The 13770-nt window shown below is 58.4% G+C and carries 14 protein-coding genes and 1 tRNA gene; 10 read left to right on the forward strand and 5 right to left on the reverse strand.

All coding sequences use genetic code 11. The features are described from left to right. Positions 1-20: 20 nt before the first annotated feature. Complete coding sequence (locus ACK6D9_RS14340) at positions 21-563, reverse strand: hypothetical protein (protein ID WP_412049020.1); 543 nt, start codon at positions 561-563, stop codon at positions 21-23. Between the two features lie 177 nt (positions 564-740). On the opposite strand from ACK6D9_RS14340, the gene phaC reads away from it, so the two are divergent. The 6 genes from phaC to ACK6D9_RS14370 all read left to right on the forward strand — a co-directional run bounded on the left by phaC (position 741) and on the right by ACK6D9_RS14370 (position 6915). Next, on the forward strand, positions 741-2576 hold the full coding sequence (phaC, locus tag ACK6D9_RS14345) for a class I poly(R)-hydroxyalkanoic acid synthase (protein WP_412049021.1): 1836 nt from the start codon (positions 741-743) through the stop codon (positions 2574-2576). 92 nt (positions 2577-2668) lie between these two features. Then, positions 2669-3394 (forward strand): DNA/RNA nuclease SfsA, encoded by a 726-nt coding sequence (sfsA, locus tag ACK6D9_RS14350; RefSeq protein WP_412049022.1) that lies wholly within the window; start codon positions 2669-2671, stop codon positions 3392-3394. 46 nt (positions 3395-3440) lie between these two features. Further along, positions 3441-4268, forward strand: a complete 828-nt coding sequence (gene map / locus ACK6D9_RS14355) for a type I methionyl aminopeptidase (RefSeq protein ID WP_322991090.1) — start codon at positions 3441-3443, stop codon at positions 4266-4268. Next, positions 4265-5098: a RadC family protein gene (gene radC / locus ACK6D9_RS14360; protein ID WP_412049023.1), complete on the forward strand. Its 834-nt coding sequence runs from the start codon at positions 4265-4267 to the stop codon at positions 5096-5098. The genes map and radC overlap by 4 nt, the downstream gene beginning before the upstream one ends. 416 nt (positions 5099-5514) lie before the next feature. Beyond that, positions 5515-5766 carry a hypothetical protein gene (locus ACK6D9_RS14365; protein ID WP_412049024.1) on the forward strand — a complete coding sequence of 84 codons (252 nt, stop codon included), beginning with the start codon at positions 5515-5517 and terminating at the stop codon, positions 5764-5766. 30 nt (positions 5767-5796) lie between these two features. Continuing rightward, positions 5797-6915, forward strand: coding sequence for an amidoligase family protein (locus ACK6D9_RS14370; RefSeq protein ID WP_412049025.1), 1119 nt, complete (start codon positions 5797-5799; stop codon positions 6913-6915). A gap of 218 nt (positions 6916-7133) precedes the next feature. Here ACK6D9_RS14370 and tig read toward each other — a convergent pair whose 3' ends face one another. The 4 genes from tig to ACK6D9_RS14390 form a co-directional block, all read right to left on the reverse strand. After that, entirely contained in the window at positions 7134-8555 is a 1422-nt protein-coding gene (gene tig / locus ACK6D9_RS14375; protein ID WP_412049026.1) for a trigger factor, read from the reverse strand. A gap of 183 nt (positions 8556-8738) precedes the next feature. After that, a tRNA-Leu gene (locus ACK6D9_RS14380) sits at positions 8739-8823 on the reverse strand. Positions 8824-8975: 152 nt separating this feature from the next. Further along, positions 8976-9584 (reverse strand): GDYXXLXY domain-containing protein, encoded by a 609-nt coding sequence (locus tag ACK6D9_RS14385; protein ID WP_412049027.1) that lies wholly within the window; start codon positions 9582-9584, stop codon positions 8976-8978. Beyond that, on the reverse strand, positions 9581-10693 hold the full coding sequence (locus tag ACK6D9_RS14390) for a DUF2157 domain-containing protein (protein WP_412049028.1): 1113 nt from the start codon (positions 10691-10693) through the stop codon (positions 9581-9583). Before ACK6D9_RS14390 ends, ACK6D9_RS14385 begins: the two co-directional genes overlap by 4 nt. A 278-nt stretch (positions 10694-10971) precedes the next feature. Here ACK6D9_RS14390 and ACK6D9_RS14395 point away from each other — a divergent pair, with 278 nt between their 5' ends. From ACK6D9_RS14395 to trmFO, 4 genes are all read left to right on the forward strand, one after another. Continuing rightward, complete coding sequence (locus ACK6D9_RS14395; RefSeq protein ID WP_322988813.1) at positions 10972-11112, forward strand: DUF1127 domain-containing protein; 141 nt, start codon at positions 10972-10974, stop codon at positions 11110-11112. Between the two features lie 400 nt (positions 11113-11512). Next, on the forward strand, positions 11513-11656 hold the full coding sequence (locus ACK6D9_RS14400; protein WP_267652685.1) for a DUF1127 domain-containing protein: 144 nt from the start codon (positions 11513-11515) through the stop codon (positions 11654-11656). 318 nt (positions 11657-11974) lie between these two features. Next, a complete protein-coding gene (locus ACK6D9_RS14405) occupies positions 11975-12118 on the forward strand; it encodes a DUF1127 domain-containing protein (protein ID WP_322988812.1) in 144 nt (47 codons plus the stop codon). A gap of 111 nt (positions 12119-12229) precedes the next feature. Further along, entirely contained in the window at positions 12230-13666 is a 1437-nt protein-coding gene (trmFO, locus tag ACK6D9_RS14410; protein ID WP_412049029.1) for a methylenetetrahydrofolate--tRNA-(uracil(54)-C(5))-methyltransferase (FADH(2)-oxidizing) TrmFO, read from the forward strand. Positions 13667-13770: the final 104 nt, after the last annotated feature.

A 13770-nucleotide genomic window follows, 5' to 3' on the forward strand; every position in this document is an offset into this window, starting at 1 on the left:
GACAGTGCCTGGCCTCTGCCCTAATTCTCGATTTCGCGCTGGGTATCGGCAGCATGGTTTTGAGCCAGCGCTCTGAGTTCCTTGAGCCGCGCTTCATAGGCCGCTCGCGCATCAGGGGTTTGCGCCCGTTCACGCAACAGCTTGGCCATCTCCGCTTCGGCAGCACTTTTCTCCGCAGCCGACAATTGGCTGTTCGCCGCCGTCTGCTTGCGACCGATCGCCGGATACACGCCAGTTCGGCGGACACCGGTATCAACAAACTCTTCGGTTGCAACAGGTGTTGTTTTCTCGATCGGAATCAACGAATTGAAGCCGGGGTTGCGCCGTATGACCGTGGGCGTTGCAGCCCCCTCATCCACCGCTGCCGCAGTTTGCGGTGCCGCGGCCGCAGCCTGAACGTCAGTCGTCGTTGTATCGGCGTTGGCCGACGTCGCACTGCCCGCAGCAAAATTGCTTGGCACACTCGTCGGCGCAGCATCCTCCAGCGAGGCTGTCTGACACCCGGCTAGTAGAAGCGCCATTAATGTGCCCAGCGCCGGAAGGACATTCTGTGGTATGTTCACGTGTATTAAGGTCTCCACCCTATGGCGGTCATGACAGGAACAAAAAAAGCCCGTATCAAGAAAAAACTGATGCTTGGCGTTGTTAGCCCCATGCGCGTTAACAACACGCCAATTAAGCCGATTTAAGGCACAAGCCGACCCGGAATCAAGTTTCGGACCCGCATAGGAGGCACCAGAATGGCCGATAAGGGCAAGAACACCACAAGTGACACGCAGGCCGACCCCGAAACGTCGACTGTGGAGGCTTATGTTGTCAAGAACCCCGAGGCCTTCGCACGCAACGTCGCCCGGATGCTCGAAGAACTCGGCAAGGCGGCTTCGGCATGGATCGAGCCGCGTGAAAAGGGCGAAGTATCCGACACCGTTTCCGAACCGATGGCCGACATGGTCAAGACCTTCTCCAAGGTCGGCGAATACTGGTTGTCCGACCCCAAGCGCGCGATCGAGGCGCAGACGTCGCTGCTCACCAGTTATTTTGGCATGTGGAGCGAATCCCTCCGCCGCATGTCAGGTGAAGATGAGACGCCGCGCGCAAAGTCGGCTGACAAGCGTTTTTCAGACCCCGATTGGGAAGACAATCCGTTTTTCGACTTCATCAAGAACGCCTATTTCATCACCTCGGATTGGGCCAACAAGCTGGTCACCGAGAGCGAGGGACTGGACGAACACACCCGCCACAAAGCGGAATTCTACATCCGCCAGATTACTAGCGCGCTGTCACCGGCCAACTTTCTGCTGACCAATCCCGAGCTCTACAAGGAAACCGTCGCCTCCAACGGAGAAAATCTGGTTCGCGGGATGCACATGCTTGCCGAGGATATCGTCGCCGGCAAGGGTGAACTCAAGATCCGGCAATCTGATGCGTCGAAGTTCGTCGTTGGCGAAAATATCGCTCTGTCGGAAGGCAAGGTGGTCGCCCAGGACGACATCTGCCAGATTATCCAGTACGCACCCCTGACAGAAAACGTTCTCAAGCGGCCGCTGCTGATCGTGCCGCCGTGGATCAACAAGTTCTACATTCTCGACCTCAATCCGAAAAAGTCCTTCATCAAATGGGCCACCGAGCAGGGTCACACCGTGTTCGTGATTTCCTGGGTAAACCCCGATGAGCGTCACGCAAACAAGGATTGGGAGGCCTATTCGCGCGAAGGCATCTCCTTTGCGCTCGACACCATCGAAAAGGCCACCGGCGAGCGCGAGGTCAACGCGATCGGTTACTGTGTCGGCGGCACCTTGCTGGCCGCCACTCTGGCGCTGCATGCCCAGGAAAAGGACAGCCGCATCGCCACGGCGACCTTTTTCACCACCCAGACCGATTTCACCCATGCCGGTGACCTCAAGGTGTTTGTCGACGAGGACCAGATAGCATCGATCGAAACCGCGATGGAAAAGAGCGGCTATCTCGACGGGTCGAAAATGGCCACAGCTTTCAACATGCTGCGTGCCTCAGATCTGATCTGGCCCTATGTCGTCAACAACTACCTCAAGGGCAAGGATCCGATGCCCTTCGATCTGCTTTACTGGAACGCAGATGCAACGCGAATGCCGGCGGCCAATCACTCCTTTTATCTGCGCAATTGCTATCTTGAGAACAACCTTTCCCAAGGCCGGATGAAACTCGCCGGGAAGACACTTGATCTCTCCAAGGTCAAGATTCCAGTCTATAATCTGGCGGCCAAGGAAGACCACATCGCCCCTGCCCGCTCGGCCTATATCGGCGGCAAGCTGCTTGGTGGCGACGTTACCTATGTGATGTCAGGGTCGGGACACATTGCCGGTGTCGTCAACCCGCCCGCAGCCGGAAAATACCAGTTCTGGAGCGATGGCCCCAAGGATGCCGAATTTGACGACTGGGTTGCAGGCGCCAAGGAGACACCCGGTTCCTGGTGGCCACATTGGCATGCATGGATTCGCGCGCAATCAGATGAGCAGGTTCCGGCGCGCAAGCCCGGTGGCACCAAGCTCAAGCCGATCGAGGATGCACCCGGTTCCTATGTGCGGGTCCGTGTCTGAGATCAGACGCGGATTCCACCACCACAGTTTGCGCGCATAACAGCGCTGGCACCCGGTTTGCCACCGGTGGCGATCCCTGTTATCGCCCGGCGATGCAATTTGACCCGCCCCTGATCCCCGCCCGGCTTGTCCATCGTTACAAGCGCTTCCTGTTCGACGCCGTGCTCGACAGCGGAGAGGCGATCACCGGATCATGCCCCAATACCGGCTCGATGCTGGGTTTGACCACACCAGGCTCACGGATCTATCTGACCGAACACGCCGGCAGCAAAACGCGCAAATACCACCATGCGCTGGAACTCGTCGAAGCTGACGGCACTCTCGTCGGCATCAATACCGGCAGGCCTAACCGGCTGGTCGAGGAGGCCATCAAGGAAGGGTTGCTGGGCTCACTCGGTCATTACGCCGAGCTTAAACGCGAGCAGAAATACGGGATCAATTCGCGCATCGATATGCTGCTCGACGATCCCTTGCGCGGCAAAGCCTATGTCGAGGTCAAGAACGTCCATTTTTGCCGCCAACCCGGTCTCGCCGAATTTCCCGACAGCGTCACCAGCCGCGGCGCCAAGCATCTCGAGGAACTTGGCGACATGTCGGAGGCTGGACACCGCGCGATAATGGTCTATCTCATACAGCGTTCGGATGTGGACCGCCTCAGGCTGTGCCGCGACCTTGATAAGACCTACGCCACGGCCTTTGACCGGGCCATGAAGCGCGGGGTTGAAGCCTGCGCCATACGGTGCAAGATCACACCTGAGCAAATTCGCGCTGAATCTGTTGTCCCCGTTGAGGAATCCGGATTAAACAGCGTATCATGAACCCCTGCCGGCGCAGCCCGGGCAGATGAGACAAAGCGAGCCTGCCATGGTTACCTATATCGACGCGACGTCGGCCCCGATGAAAAATACCGGCCAGATCCGGCTCTACGGCCCGGAAGCTTTCGAGGGCATGCGCAAGGCCAGCCAGTTGACGGCGCGCTGTCTTGACGAGCTAGTGTCACGCGTTGCCCCCGGTGTCACCACCAATGAAATCGACCGTTTCGTGTTCGAATTCGGCCAGGATCACGGTGCGCTGCCGGCAACGCTGAACTATCGCGGCTATACCAAATCCTGCTGCACCTCGATCAATCACGTCGTCTGTCACGGCATCCCTAACGATAAACCGCTGCGCGAGGGCGAGATCGTCAATATCGACGTGACCTATGTGCTCGATGGCTGGCACGGTGATTCGAGCCGCATGTACCCGGTCGGCCAGATCAAGCGCGCTGCCGAGCGGCTCTTGGAAATCACCCATAATTCGCTGATGCTCGGCATTCAGGCGGTCAAGCCCGGCGCCCGCACAGGCGCGATCGGCGAGGCAATCCAGAGCTATGCGGAAGGCGAACGCTGCTCGGTGGTGCGCGATTTCTGCGGCCACGGCCTGGGTCAGATGTTCCATGACGCGCCGAATATCCTGCACTACGGTCGTGCCAATGAAGGTCCCGAAATGCGTGCAGGCATGCTCTTTACCATCGAGCCGATGATCAATCTTGGCCGCCCGCACGTCAAAGTTCTGTCCGATGGCTGGACCGCGGTCACCCGCGACCGTTCACTCTCGGCGCAATACGAGCACACCATCGGCGTCACCGAAACCGGCTGCGAGATCTTCACCTTGTCGCCTGGCGGATTTGACCGGCCTGGCCTGCCCGCATGACATCGCCGCGTCGCCCTGGTCTGAATGAGAAGGACCTGAGCGTCGAAGGTGCAGACGACGCGCCTGCCGATGAACGCGCCTGGTTTGCAGAAACCCCGCAGCCCCGGACCAAAGGACGCGTCATCACAGGTGATGACGCACCTGCTCGTGAAATCCCGGAAGAACATTATCATGGCCACCGCGATCGGCTGCGGTTGCGGTTTCGCGAAGGCGGCGAACGCGCGCTGGCCGATTATGAACTGCTCGAATTGTTGCTGTTCCGGCTGATCCCGCGCCGCGACACCAAGCCGATTGCCAAGGCGTTGCTGACTCGTTTCGGATCGCTGTCGGAAGTTCTCGGCGCGCCGACCCATTTGCTGACCGAGGTCAAGGGAGTTGGTGACAGTGTCGCCGCCGACCTCAAGCTGGTCGCAGCAATCGCCCATCGCATGCTCAAGAGCGATCTCAAGGGACGCCAGGTATTGGCATCCTGGTCATCGGTCATCGAGTATTGCCGGGCGGCGATGGCGTTCGAAGAACGCGAACAGTTCCGCGTGTTGTTCTTAGACAAGAAGAACGCGTTGATCGCCGATGAGGTGCAGCAGACCGGGACCGTGGATCATACCCCCGTCTATCCCCGCGAGGTGGTCAAGCGGGCGCTTGAACTCTCGGCCACTGCGCTCATCCTTGTGCACAATCACCCTTCGGGCGATCCGACGCCATCGCGCGCCGATATCGAGATGACCAAGCTGATCATCGACACGGCCCGCCCGCTCGGCATCACCGTCCATGATCACATCATTATCGGCAGGAACGGCCACGCCAGCCTCAAGGGCCTGAAGTTGATTTAAGCTGGCTCTACAATTCTCACGCCTTTGGACGATTGTAAGGTTCAGGAAGTGAATTCGGCTCGCAGTTACTTGCAGACTGAATATTATTCCAATAGATATTTCAATTTAACGTCAGTACAAATTTTTGCGAATTTAGTATTCCCATGAGATTCGTAATCTTAAATAGAAATTATTTAGATAGGTAACCTGATATTGAGCAGTATGAGCAAGAACAACGACATCTCCCGCCGCAATGTAATTGTTGGAGCGTCCACCGTGATGGGAACGGCAATTCTTCCATCCGCTGCGGTTGCGCAAAATGATCAAGCGTCGGTCGATGCATTTTATCGCGGCCAGAAATATACCTATTGCGACGCCAAAGTACTGGCACATTTCTGGGAACCGACGAATGGAGCGCCAAGATCAGTGCTGGCGAAATGCTGCTGCAACGTCAGGAAAGAGATCTCAAAGACAAGCTCAGGAATGCTGCAAGTCGTTGGTCACAGGACTGCAAATCCTGCGGTTTCGAAGACATGGACAACCCGGTTTACAGCTATGATGACGCTGCGGCCCTGGCAGCCTTCTGGGGTGGCGGCATGACTCCTTACGACGCAAAGATGAAGATCGTCCTCAACGTCGAGGGCGGCGGCAACCACTGGGTTGTCAGCGAATTGGCAAAGGCTCGATAGAGCTCCCAGCCACAAAGGCAATCGCCAACTATGTCTGTCATCCACTGGAAAGTTGGCTATGAAATCGAACTGCTGGCCCCTCGGGGGGCCAGCAGGAAAGACTTGGCCTTGCGCCTGGCCGAAAACGCTGGTGGCGGGACTATTGCGCCGGTGTTCGTACCGCAGGCGGAACTGGTCCATACCGATAGCATTCAGGTATTCGAGAACCTGACCCTTGGCTACGACGCCTTTGATGCCTCAGGTTCACGGATCGCCCGCTGCGCCGATGACATGACGTTGCAGGCTGATCTCGACAGGTCGGCGCCGCCCAAACCGGGCTGGTATCGCATCGTCGGCGACGACGCCCGCTTTCTGCGCCTGATCAAGCGTCATTCTGATCCGAACGACCCGCTCGAAACCGTTTTATTGCCCAGCGCAGAGCTTTTCGGGGTCGATCTTCAGCGCTTCGACAATGGCATGGTTCGCCTGGCCGACGGTCACGCCTCGATCGCGATGGCTACCCACCTTCCCGGCGAACGCGAGCGGCCCTGCGAGATCATCACCCCGCCGATCAGTTCGGTCCACCACGAGCGCCTTGCGGCCTTGCTCAATCCGGCCGCCGATATGGGGTTCACGATCCCCGCCGAAGCAGCACTGCATGTTCATTTTGATGCGGCCCCGCTGTGCTCCGCCGCTGGTTTCGCCAGTCTCGTGTTGATTTTCCATCATTTTGGTGACCAGCTAAAGGCCCTGCTGGAAACCAACCGTCGCTGCACACGTCTGGGCAAATGGCCCGCGCAGTTGATGGCTCTGATCGAAACTCCTGCGTTTGCAGAATCGAACTGGGATGACGCCCGCCTTCAACTGGGCCAGTTGAAACTCACAAAATATGTCGATTTCAATGTCATCAACATGGTCCATGCAACACGTGAAAAACACACGTTTGAAGTTCGGATCCTGCCCGTGGAATTCGATGTCGGCAACATTGTCAAATCAACAGCGTTGTTGGAGGGACTGCTACGCGCAGCCCTGGATCCTGAAATGAAAGCGCGCGAGATCAAGACGAGCACGCTTGGCAAATTCGTCGAGCAATTGCAGCTGGAGCCGGAAACCAAGCAACACTGGCTTGGCAGGATCGCCAGCCAGCCAATGCCAATTCTCAACCCCTGACTGGTCCGCAGAGATCAAGCCAGACGCGCGCACGATCAGCGCGCGTCACAGAGCGCCGACGAGAGCTTCCAAGTCCACAAGGACGGCGTGGGTTGAGCCTTCGTTACGCGAATGCCCTCCCGGTGTTGCCCCCGACCGCAAAAGGGGCGTCCGAAGCGGACCGGAGTCAAAAACGCCGGAGCAAGGCCCCGGCGTTTTGTAATCAATCGAAGAGTACCTTATTCGGCAGCTGTATCGTCTTTCTTTGCAGCTTTCTTCTTGGCCGGCGCCTTCTTCTTGGCAGCAGGCTTTTCGGCCGCTTCGGCCTCGTCGTCAGCCATCAGCTCCTCCTTGGTCACGCTCTTGTCGGTCACGTCGATGACAGTGAGCATGTGATCAATGGTCTTTTCTTCAAAGATAGGGGCCCGCAGCGAAGCGACAGCGCCAGGAGTCTTCTGGAAATATTCGTAGATTTCCTTTTCCTGGCCGGGGAACTTGCGGACCTGCTCGAACAGCGAGCGCTGCAGTTCCTCGTCACTGACCTGAATATTGGCTTCTTCGCCGATCTTCGACAGAACCAGGCCGAGACGAACGCGGCGTTCGGCGAGCTTGCGGTATTCTTCCCGCGCAGCTTCTTCCGTCGTGTCCTCGTCTTCGAAGGTCTTGCCGTTGTCGCTCAGTTCCTGGTTGATCTGACGCCAGATGCTTTCGAACTCGGCGTCGACCAGTTTCGACGGTGAATCGAACTTGTGGGTCTCGTCAAGCTGATCGAGAATCTGCCGCTTGAGCTTCTGGCGGGTAACTTCGCCATACTGGCTTTCGATCTGCGAACGAACGATCTCGCGCAGCTTGTCAGCCGAATCAAGACCCAGCGTCTTGGCCAGTTCGTCGTTGATTTCCAACTCGCCCGGTGCGGCAATTGCCTTGACCTTGATGTCGAAGGTGGCTTCCTTGCCGGCAAGGTGCGCGGCCTGGTATTCGGCCGGGAACGTGACCGTGATCACCTTCTCGTCGCCTTCCTTGAGGCCAATCAGCTGCTCTTCAAAGCCCGGGATGAACCGGTTCGAACCGATTACAAGTTCCGCGTCCTGATCGGCGCCGCCTTCGAAAGGTTCGCCGTCGACCTTGCCAAGGTAATCGATCGTCACCTTGTCGCCATCGGCAGCCTTGCCCTTCTTGGGCTCGTAGGTGCGGCTGTTTTCAGCAACCCGAAGCACCTGCTCCTCGACTTCCTCGGCCGGAACATCAACCACTTCGCGCACGATCTTGAAGCCCGAAATATCGGCAAGGTCAAACGCGGGGATCACTTCATAGGCGATGGTAAATTCGAAGTCGGCCGCACCCTTGAGGATCTCTTCGGCTTCCTTCTCGTCTTCGGTCATGGAAATTTCCGGCTGCGTTGCAGCCTTTTCGCCACGCTCGGCCAGAATCGAAGACGGCTTTTCCTGGATCATCTCATTGACCAGCTGCGCCATGATCGAACGGCCATAGACCTTCTTGAGATGCGAGATCGGCACCTTGCCCGGCCGGAAGCCGTTGATCTTCATCTTGCCCTTGGCTTCGGCGAGCTTTTCGTTGAGCTGCGCTTCCATGTCCTTGACCGGGACAACTACCTTCAATTCGCGCTTCAGCCCTTCGGCAAGCGTTTCGGTAACCTGCATGTTCAAACCTTCATTTCCTCGCGACTGCGACCGTTCGGGTTGGCCCCGCGACTGGGCCGGTTTTCCGGCGTCGCTTGTGGCATTATTCGTCCTTGGCTCCGGGCCGGCAGGGCCGGCTGAATGCCACTTTGCACTAGCCCTGTCGTCACGCGCCATCTTCGGGCGGCCAGACCGGACTTTAATTGGTGCGGGTAGAGAGACTTGAACTCCCACGCCTTACGGCACCAGAACCTAAATCTGGCGTGTCTACCAATTTCACCATACCCGCTCAGAAGGCCGCAAAACCACGCTCGCGCGAGGGCGACCCTGAACGCGGTCGCTCTATATCACCCGATTGGCGGCGATCAAAGGGAAAATCGCCTTTCCCGCAAGGGTTTTTGCCCCAACGGACCATGCGGAGCCTGACCGCCCGGCACCTTATCAATATAATGGCTCCTGATACAGCGTCTCGCCATCGATCATCAGACGGGCAATTTGCGCCGCGCCAGCCTTGGAGACACGGATCGCGGCGGTGGTCCGACCGGCGTTACGCGCGCTCTCGATCTCGAGCCCCTCGCCTTCCGGAACGTAATAACGCTCGATTCCGAATTTGAGCGCAAACTGGCCTTGGCTGATCTGATCGCCAGCATCCGCAGACAACATCACCGGTTCACTTTTAAGCAAAACCGTCCCTTCGCCTGCATTGAGCGGTTTCTCGAGACTGATGGCTGTCACGGTGGCAGCGCGGTCTTCGCCAACCGACAGTGTCAGCCACATAGGCGCATAGCGGTCCTGCTGCGGCCACTCGCCAGAAAACAGCGCCCGGTCAGGTCGCGAGATCTCATCAAACTGCAGCCGCACATAATCCCCGCGCATCAGGTCACGCGGGTCGATCGGTTCGGTCTTGAGAATGATTTCGGCTCCATTCCTGAGGATCGAGGCCCGACTCTGGATCATCATCGCCAGCGAACCGATCATGAAGACCGCACACAAAATGCCGGCGATCACCGTATTGAGCGGTTTGCGTAGAATTGAAGCAGAGCCAGTCATGACCGATCCCTCCCAGCCTGAAACCGTTTTTCGATCTTCATCACCACCACGGCGATGACCGCCAGCACGACTCCGCCCACAAACAGAAAGCCCGAACTGCCAAGCAGGCTCCCCAGGGTTTCGCTCACCACGTAGATGGTCTCGGCGGCAAACACGGCATAGGCGAAGCGGCGGATGAACCGGTTGCGCCCGCCGGCAACGGCAAGCACGGCGACACAAGCCGCCAGAACCAACGCCGCCAGCAAAAGCTGCACCGCGATTCGGTCGCCCTCGTGTTCGATCTGCAGCAGCCCGAACCCGCACAACAGCAAAACCGCGCCATAGGCCGAAATGGCGCCATGCCGAGACGCAAATCCGGTCAATGCCTGCGGCACACGCGAACCGACAGCGAATGCGACGACACCAATTGCCGCGAGAACATAGCCCGGGTTAATGTCAAACAGATCAAGGGTGAGCCAAGTCATCCAGCAGATCATGAACAGCACGACCAGGTGCCCGGTCGCCGCCGAACGCGCGCGCCAAGCTGTAGCCGCAATCGTCAAGCCAACCGCCAGAGCTCCCAGGTAGCCCGCCAGATTGTTGACGTCGCCAGCTCTGAAATCGACCGCGCCGGATTGAGCGGCTAAATATCCAAGCCCCAACAGTCCGGCGAAGATCGCAGCGATGCTCGAGGAAAAACTGAGCGACACGATGATCGCCCCTAGGGTCCACAACAGCATGAAGGCCGCGTTGTCGCCACTGAGGTGATACATTTGCCCGACAAGCGCGATACCTGAGCCAAAACACAGCACCGAGAAAACCAACGCCGCTTCGCAAATCCATCTTGCGTCCTTACGCAACGCCACCACCGCGGCTGTCAGTCCGCCGCAAATCAGCACCGCCAGCAGCACGACCCGCATCGGCCGGCCGATCAACTCCCAGTTGGCCGCCACCAGAGCGATCACAGCGGCACCCAGCAGGATTGCCGCCAGCACCGCGAGAACGGCTGCAAGGCTGAAGCCGGTGTGACGTCGGTCATGATCGGCTAGCAGCACCGCACCCTTGCCAGGTGTCAATAAACCCGCTGTCGTCCATTGCTCGATCTCCCGAGCCAGATATCTGCGCAACACAGCTGCATCCTGTCTTGTTTTCGTTGTTCACAGGTTACACCAACCCCTGCGTCGTACAATGCGGCCTGGCAGCGTGAAGGACGTCGCTCCAGCCTTACCGACGATTCTTTTGCAGGGCGCCGCAACAGCATCTGCTAAAACACACTCCAGCCATGCATTGTGCGCATAGTCTCTATGCTTTTATTGCACTGCACAAATCGATTGAATCCACCTATATCAGGATCAACGGAACGCCGAGGTGGCGGGCCGGAAAACAGCGGGAAAGAAGGAGAGATTCCATGAATTTGATCCGCTCCTACGCCAGCTGGCGGAAGTATCGTGAAACCTGCGTCGAGCTGAACAAGCTGTCCGAACGCGAGTTGAACGACATCGGCATGGCCCGCGGCGATATCCCATTCGTCGCACGCCGCGCCGTATAACAGAATTAGGAATTCGGAGCGGCGCCCTCCTCCTCCCAATATAGCCGCTTCGATGTGACTGACGTTCATCCTCCTCCCGAGCGTCAGTCTCTCCAAATGACGCCCACCGGATCCTCCTCCCCCGGTGGGCGTTATTTTTTTGGCAACGCTCTCATCCTCTCTGCCAGCATCTGTCTGATTGCCTCTGCGGTCGCCGTCGGCGGACTTGTCCGCACCATTGCCGAAATTATCCAGATTCAGATTATGTAAACCGGAACAGCATGTTGTTAACCTGAGTTGCAACAGATGCATGGCGCCTATGCATAATATTGCACTGCACAATCCGGTTAGGCCATCCTATATGAGGGTCATGAAACGCGGCGCCGGGATGACTGGCGCGAATTGAAGAAGGAAGACCAAAATGAACATTCGTAACGCTTACAAAAACTGGCGCGACTACCGCAACACTGTCAATGAACTGTCGCGCATGTCTGAACGCGAACTCAACGACCTCGGCATCTCCCGCGGTGACATTCCGTTCGTTGCACGCCGTCCGGGCAACTAACAGCAAGCAGCTTATATGCCCGGTTACGACCGGCCATTTCAAACGGCGCCCTGGAGACAGGGCGCTGTTTCTGTATCGGGCTACGGGTCATGACCAAGCGGGCGCTCAAGAATATCCGGCCGCATTTACGCCCCTTTCCCGGCAAACACTATTTGCCTAATTCAAGGGCAATCACCGCAAGCAGTTTCCCCGTTAACCAGCCACCTTGGTATTGCATACCTGACTTGCCAATATTGCGCTGCACAAATGAGATGCAAATGCCTATATGGAGGGCATCAGATTGACGGCCCTGCACGGGCCTTTCCCGAGGAGACCGACATGAACATTCTTTTCAAAGCCCGCCGCTGGATGAAAACCCGCCAGACCGCTCAGCAGCTTTCCAACCTATCCAACGACGCGCTGGCCGATATCGGCCTGACCCGCTTCGACATCAACAGCGCGGCACGCGGCCAGCGCCGCTAATCCAGTCTGTATCCGTTTCCAACGGCGTCCCTCGGGGGCGCCGTTTTCGTTTGTGTGCGCGCGTGTCGAATCATCTTTGAGCCGGGCTCAGACCCGTGTTAAACGGACGCCATGACCAAGACAGACACTTCCCATTCGCCCATCCATGTCATCGGCGGCGGCCTCGCCGGTTCCGAAGCCGCCTGGCAGATCGCCCGTCGTGGCCTGCCGGTGATCCTGCACGAGATGCGGCCGGTACGCGGCACCGAGGCCCACAAGACCGACAGCTTGGCCGAATTGGTCTGTTCCAATTCTTTCCGTTCTGATGACGCGGAAAACAACGCTGTCGGCGTCATCCACGCCGAAATGCGCATGGCCTCATCGCTGATCATGGCCTGCGCCGATGCCAATCAGGTGCCCGCCGGCGGGGCACTGGCTGTCGACCGGGAGGGCTTTGCAAGAGCCGTCACCGAGAAGATTGAAGCCGAACCGCTGATCACCATTGCCCGCGAAGAAGTTTCGGGGCTGCCGCCGGCCGAGTGGGACCAGGCAATCATTGCCACCGGTCCGCTGACTGCGCCGGGTCTGGCCGAATCCATCCGTGCCGAGACCGGCCAGGATGCACTCGCCTTCTTCGACGCCATCGCTCCGATCATTCACACCGAATCAATCGACATGTCGGTGTGCTGGTTCCAGTCACGCTACGACAAGGTCGGCCCCGGCGGCACCGGCAGCGATTACATCAACTGCCCGATGGACAAGGACCAGTATGAAGCCTTTGTCGATGCGCTTATTGCCGGCGACACCACGGGCTTCAAGGAATGGGAAGGCACGCCCTATTTCGACGGCTGCCTGCCCATCGAGATCATGGCCGAGCGCGGGCGCGAAACCCTGCGCCACGGTCCGATGAAGCCGATGGGGCTGACCAACACCCATCAGCCCGACATCAAAGCCTACGCGGTCGTGCAATTGCGTCAGGACAACGCGCTGGGTACGCTTTACAACATGGTTGGTTTCCAGACCAAATTGAAATACGGCGCCCAGGCTGACATTTTCCGGATGATTCCCGGCCTGCAGAACGCGGAATTCGCCCGGCTTGGCGGGCTTCACCGCAACACCTATCTCAATTCGCCTCTGCTGCTTGATGGCACACTTCAGCTCAAGACCCGTCCGGGATTGCGTTTTGCCGGGCAGATTACCGGCTGCGAGGGCTATGTCGAGAGTGCCGCGATCGGCCTCATCGCCGGTCGCTTCGCCGCCGCCGAACGCCTGGGCGAGAGCTTGCCGCCACCGCCGCTGACATCGGCCTTCGGGGCGCTGCTCAATCACATCACTGGCGGGCATCTGGTCAGCAACGATGAACCCGGCAAGCGGTCGTTCCAGCCAATGAACGTCAATTTCGGCCTGTTTCCGCCGCTCGATCCGGGCGCGATAGTCCGTCCAGAAGGTGGCGGCCGCTTCCGGGGCAAGGATAAAGCCAAGGCCAAAAAACAGGCGATGGCACGTCGCGCACTGACCGATTGCGCCAAATGGCTGGGTGTCGACCAAGCCAAGGTGGCCGCCGAGTAGATTGGGAGCCCAGCCCCGCCCAGCACAGTGGCTGCGCCCGGTACGCTTGGATGGGTCAGATGTTGCGTATCAGCTATTCCGCTGGCACTACAGGGCCGCGTGTA

Origin of the sequence: Hoeflea sp. Naph1 (genome assembly GCF_046837775.1) — a bacterium.
GTDB lineage: Bacteria > Pseudomonadota > Alphaproteobacteria > Rhizobiales > Rhizobiaceae > Hoeflea.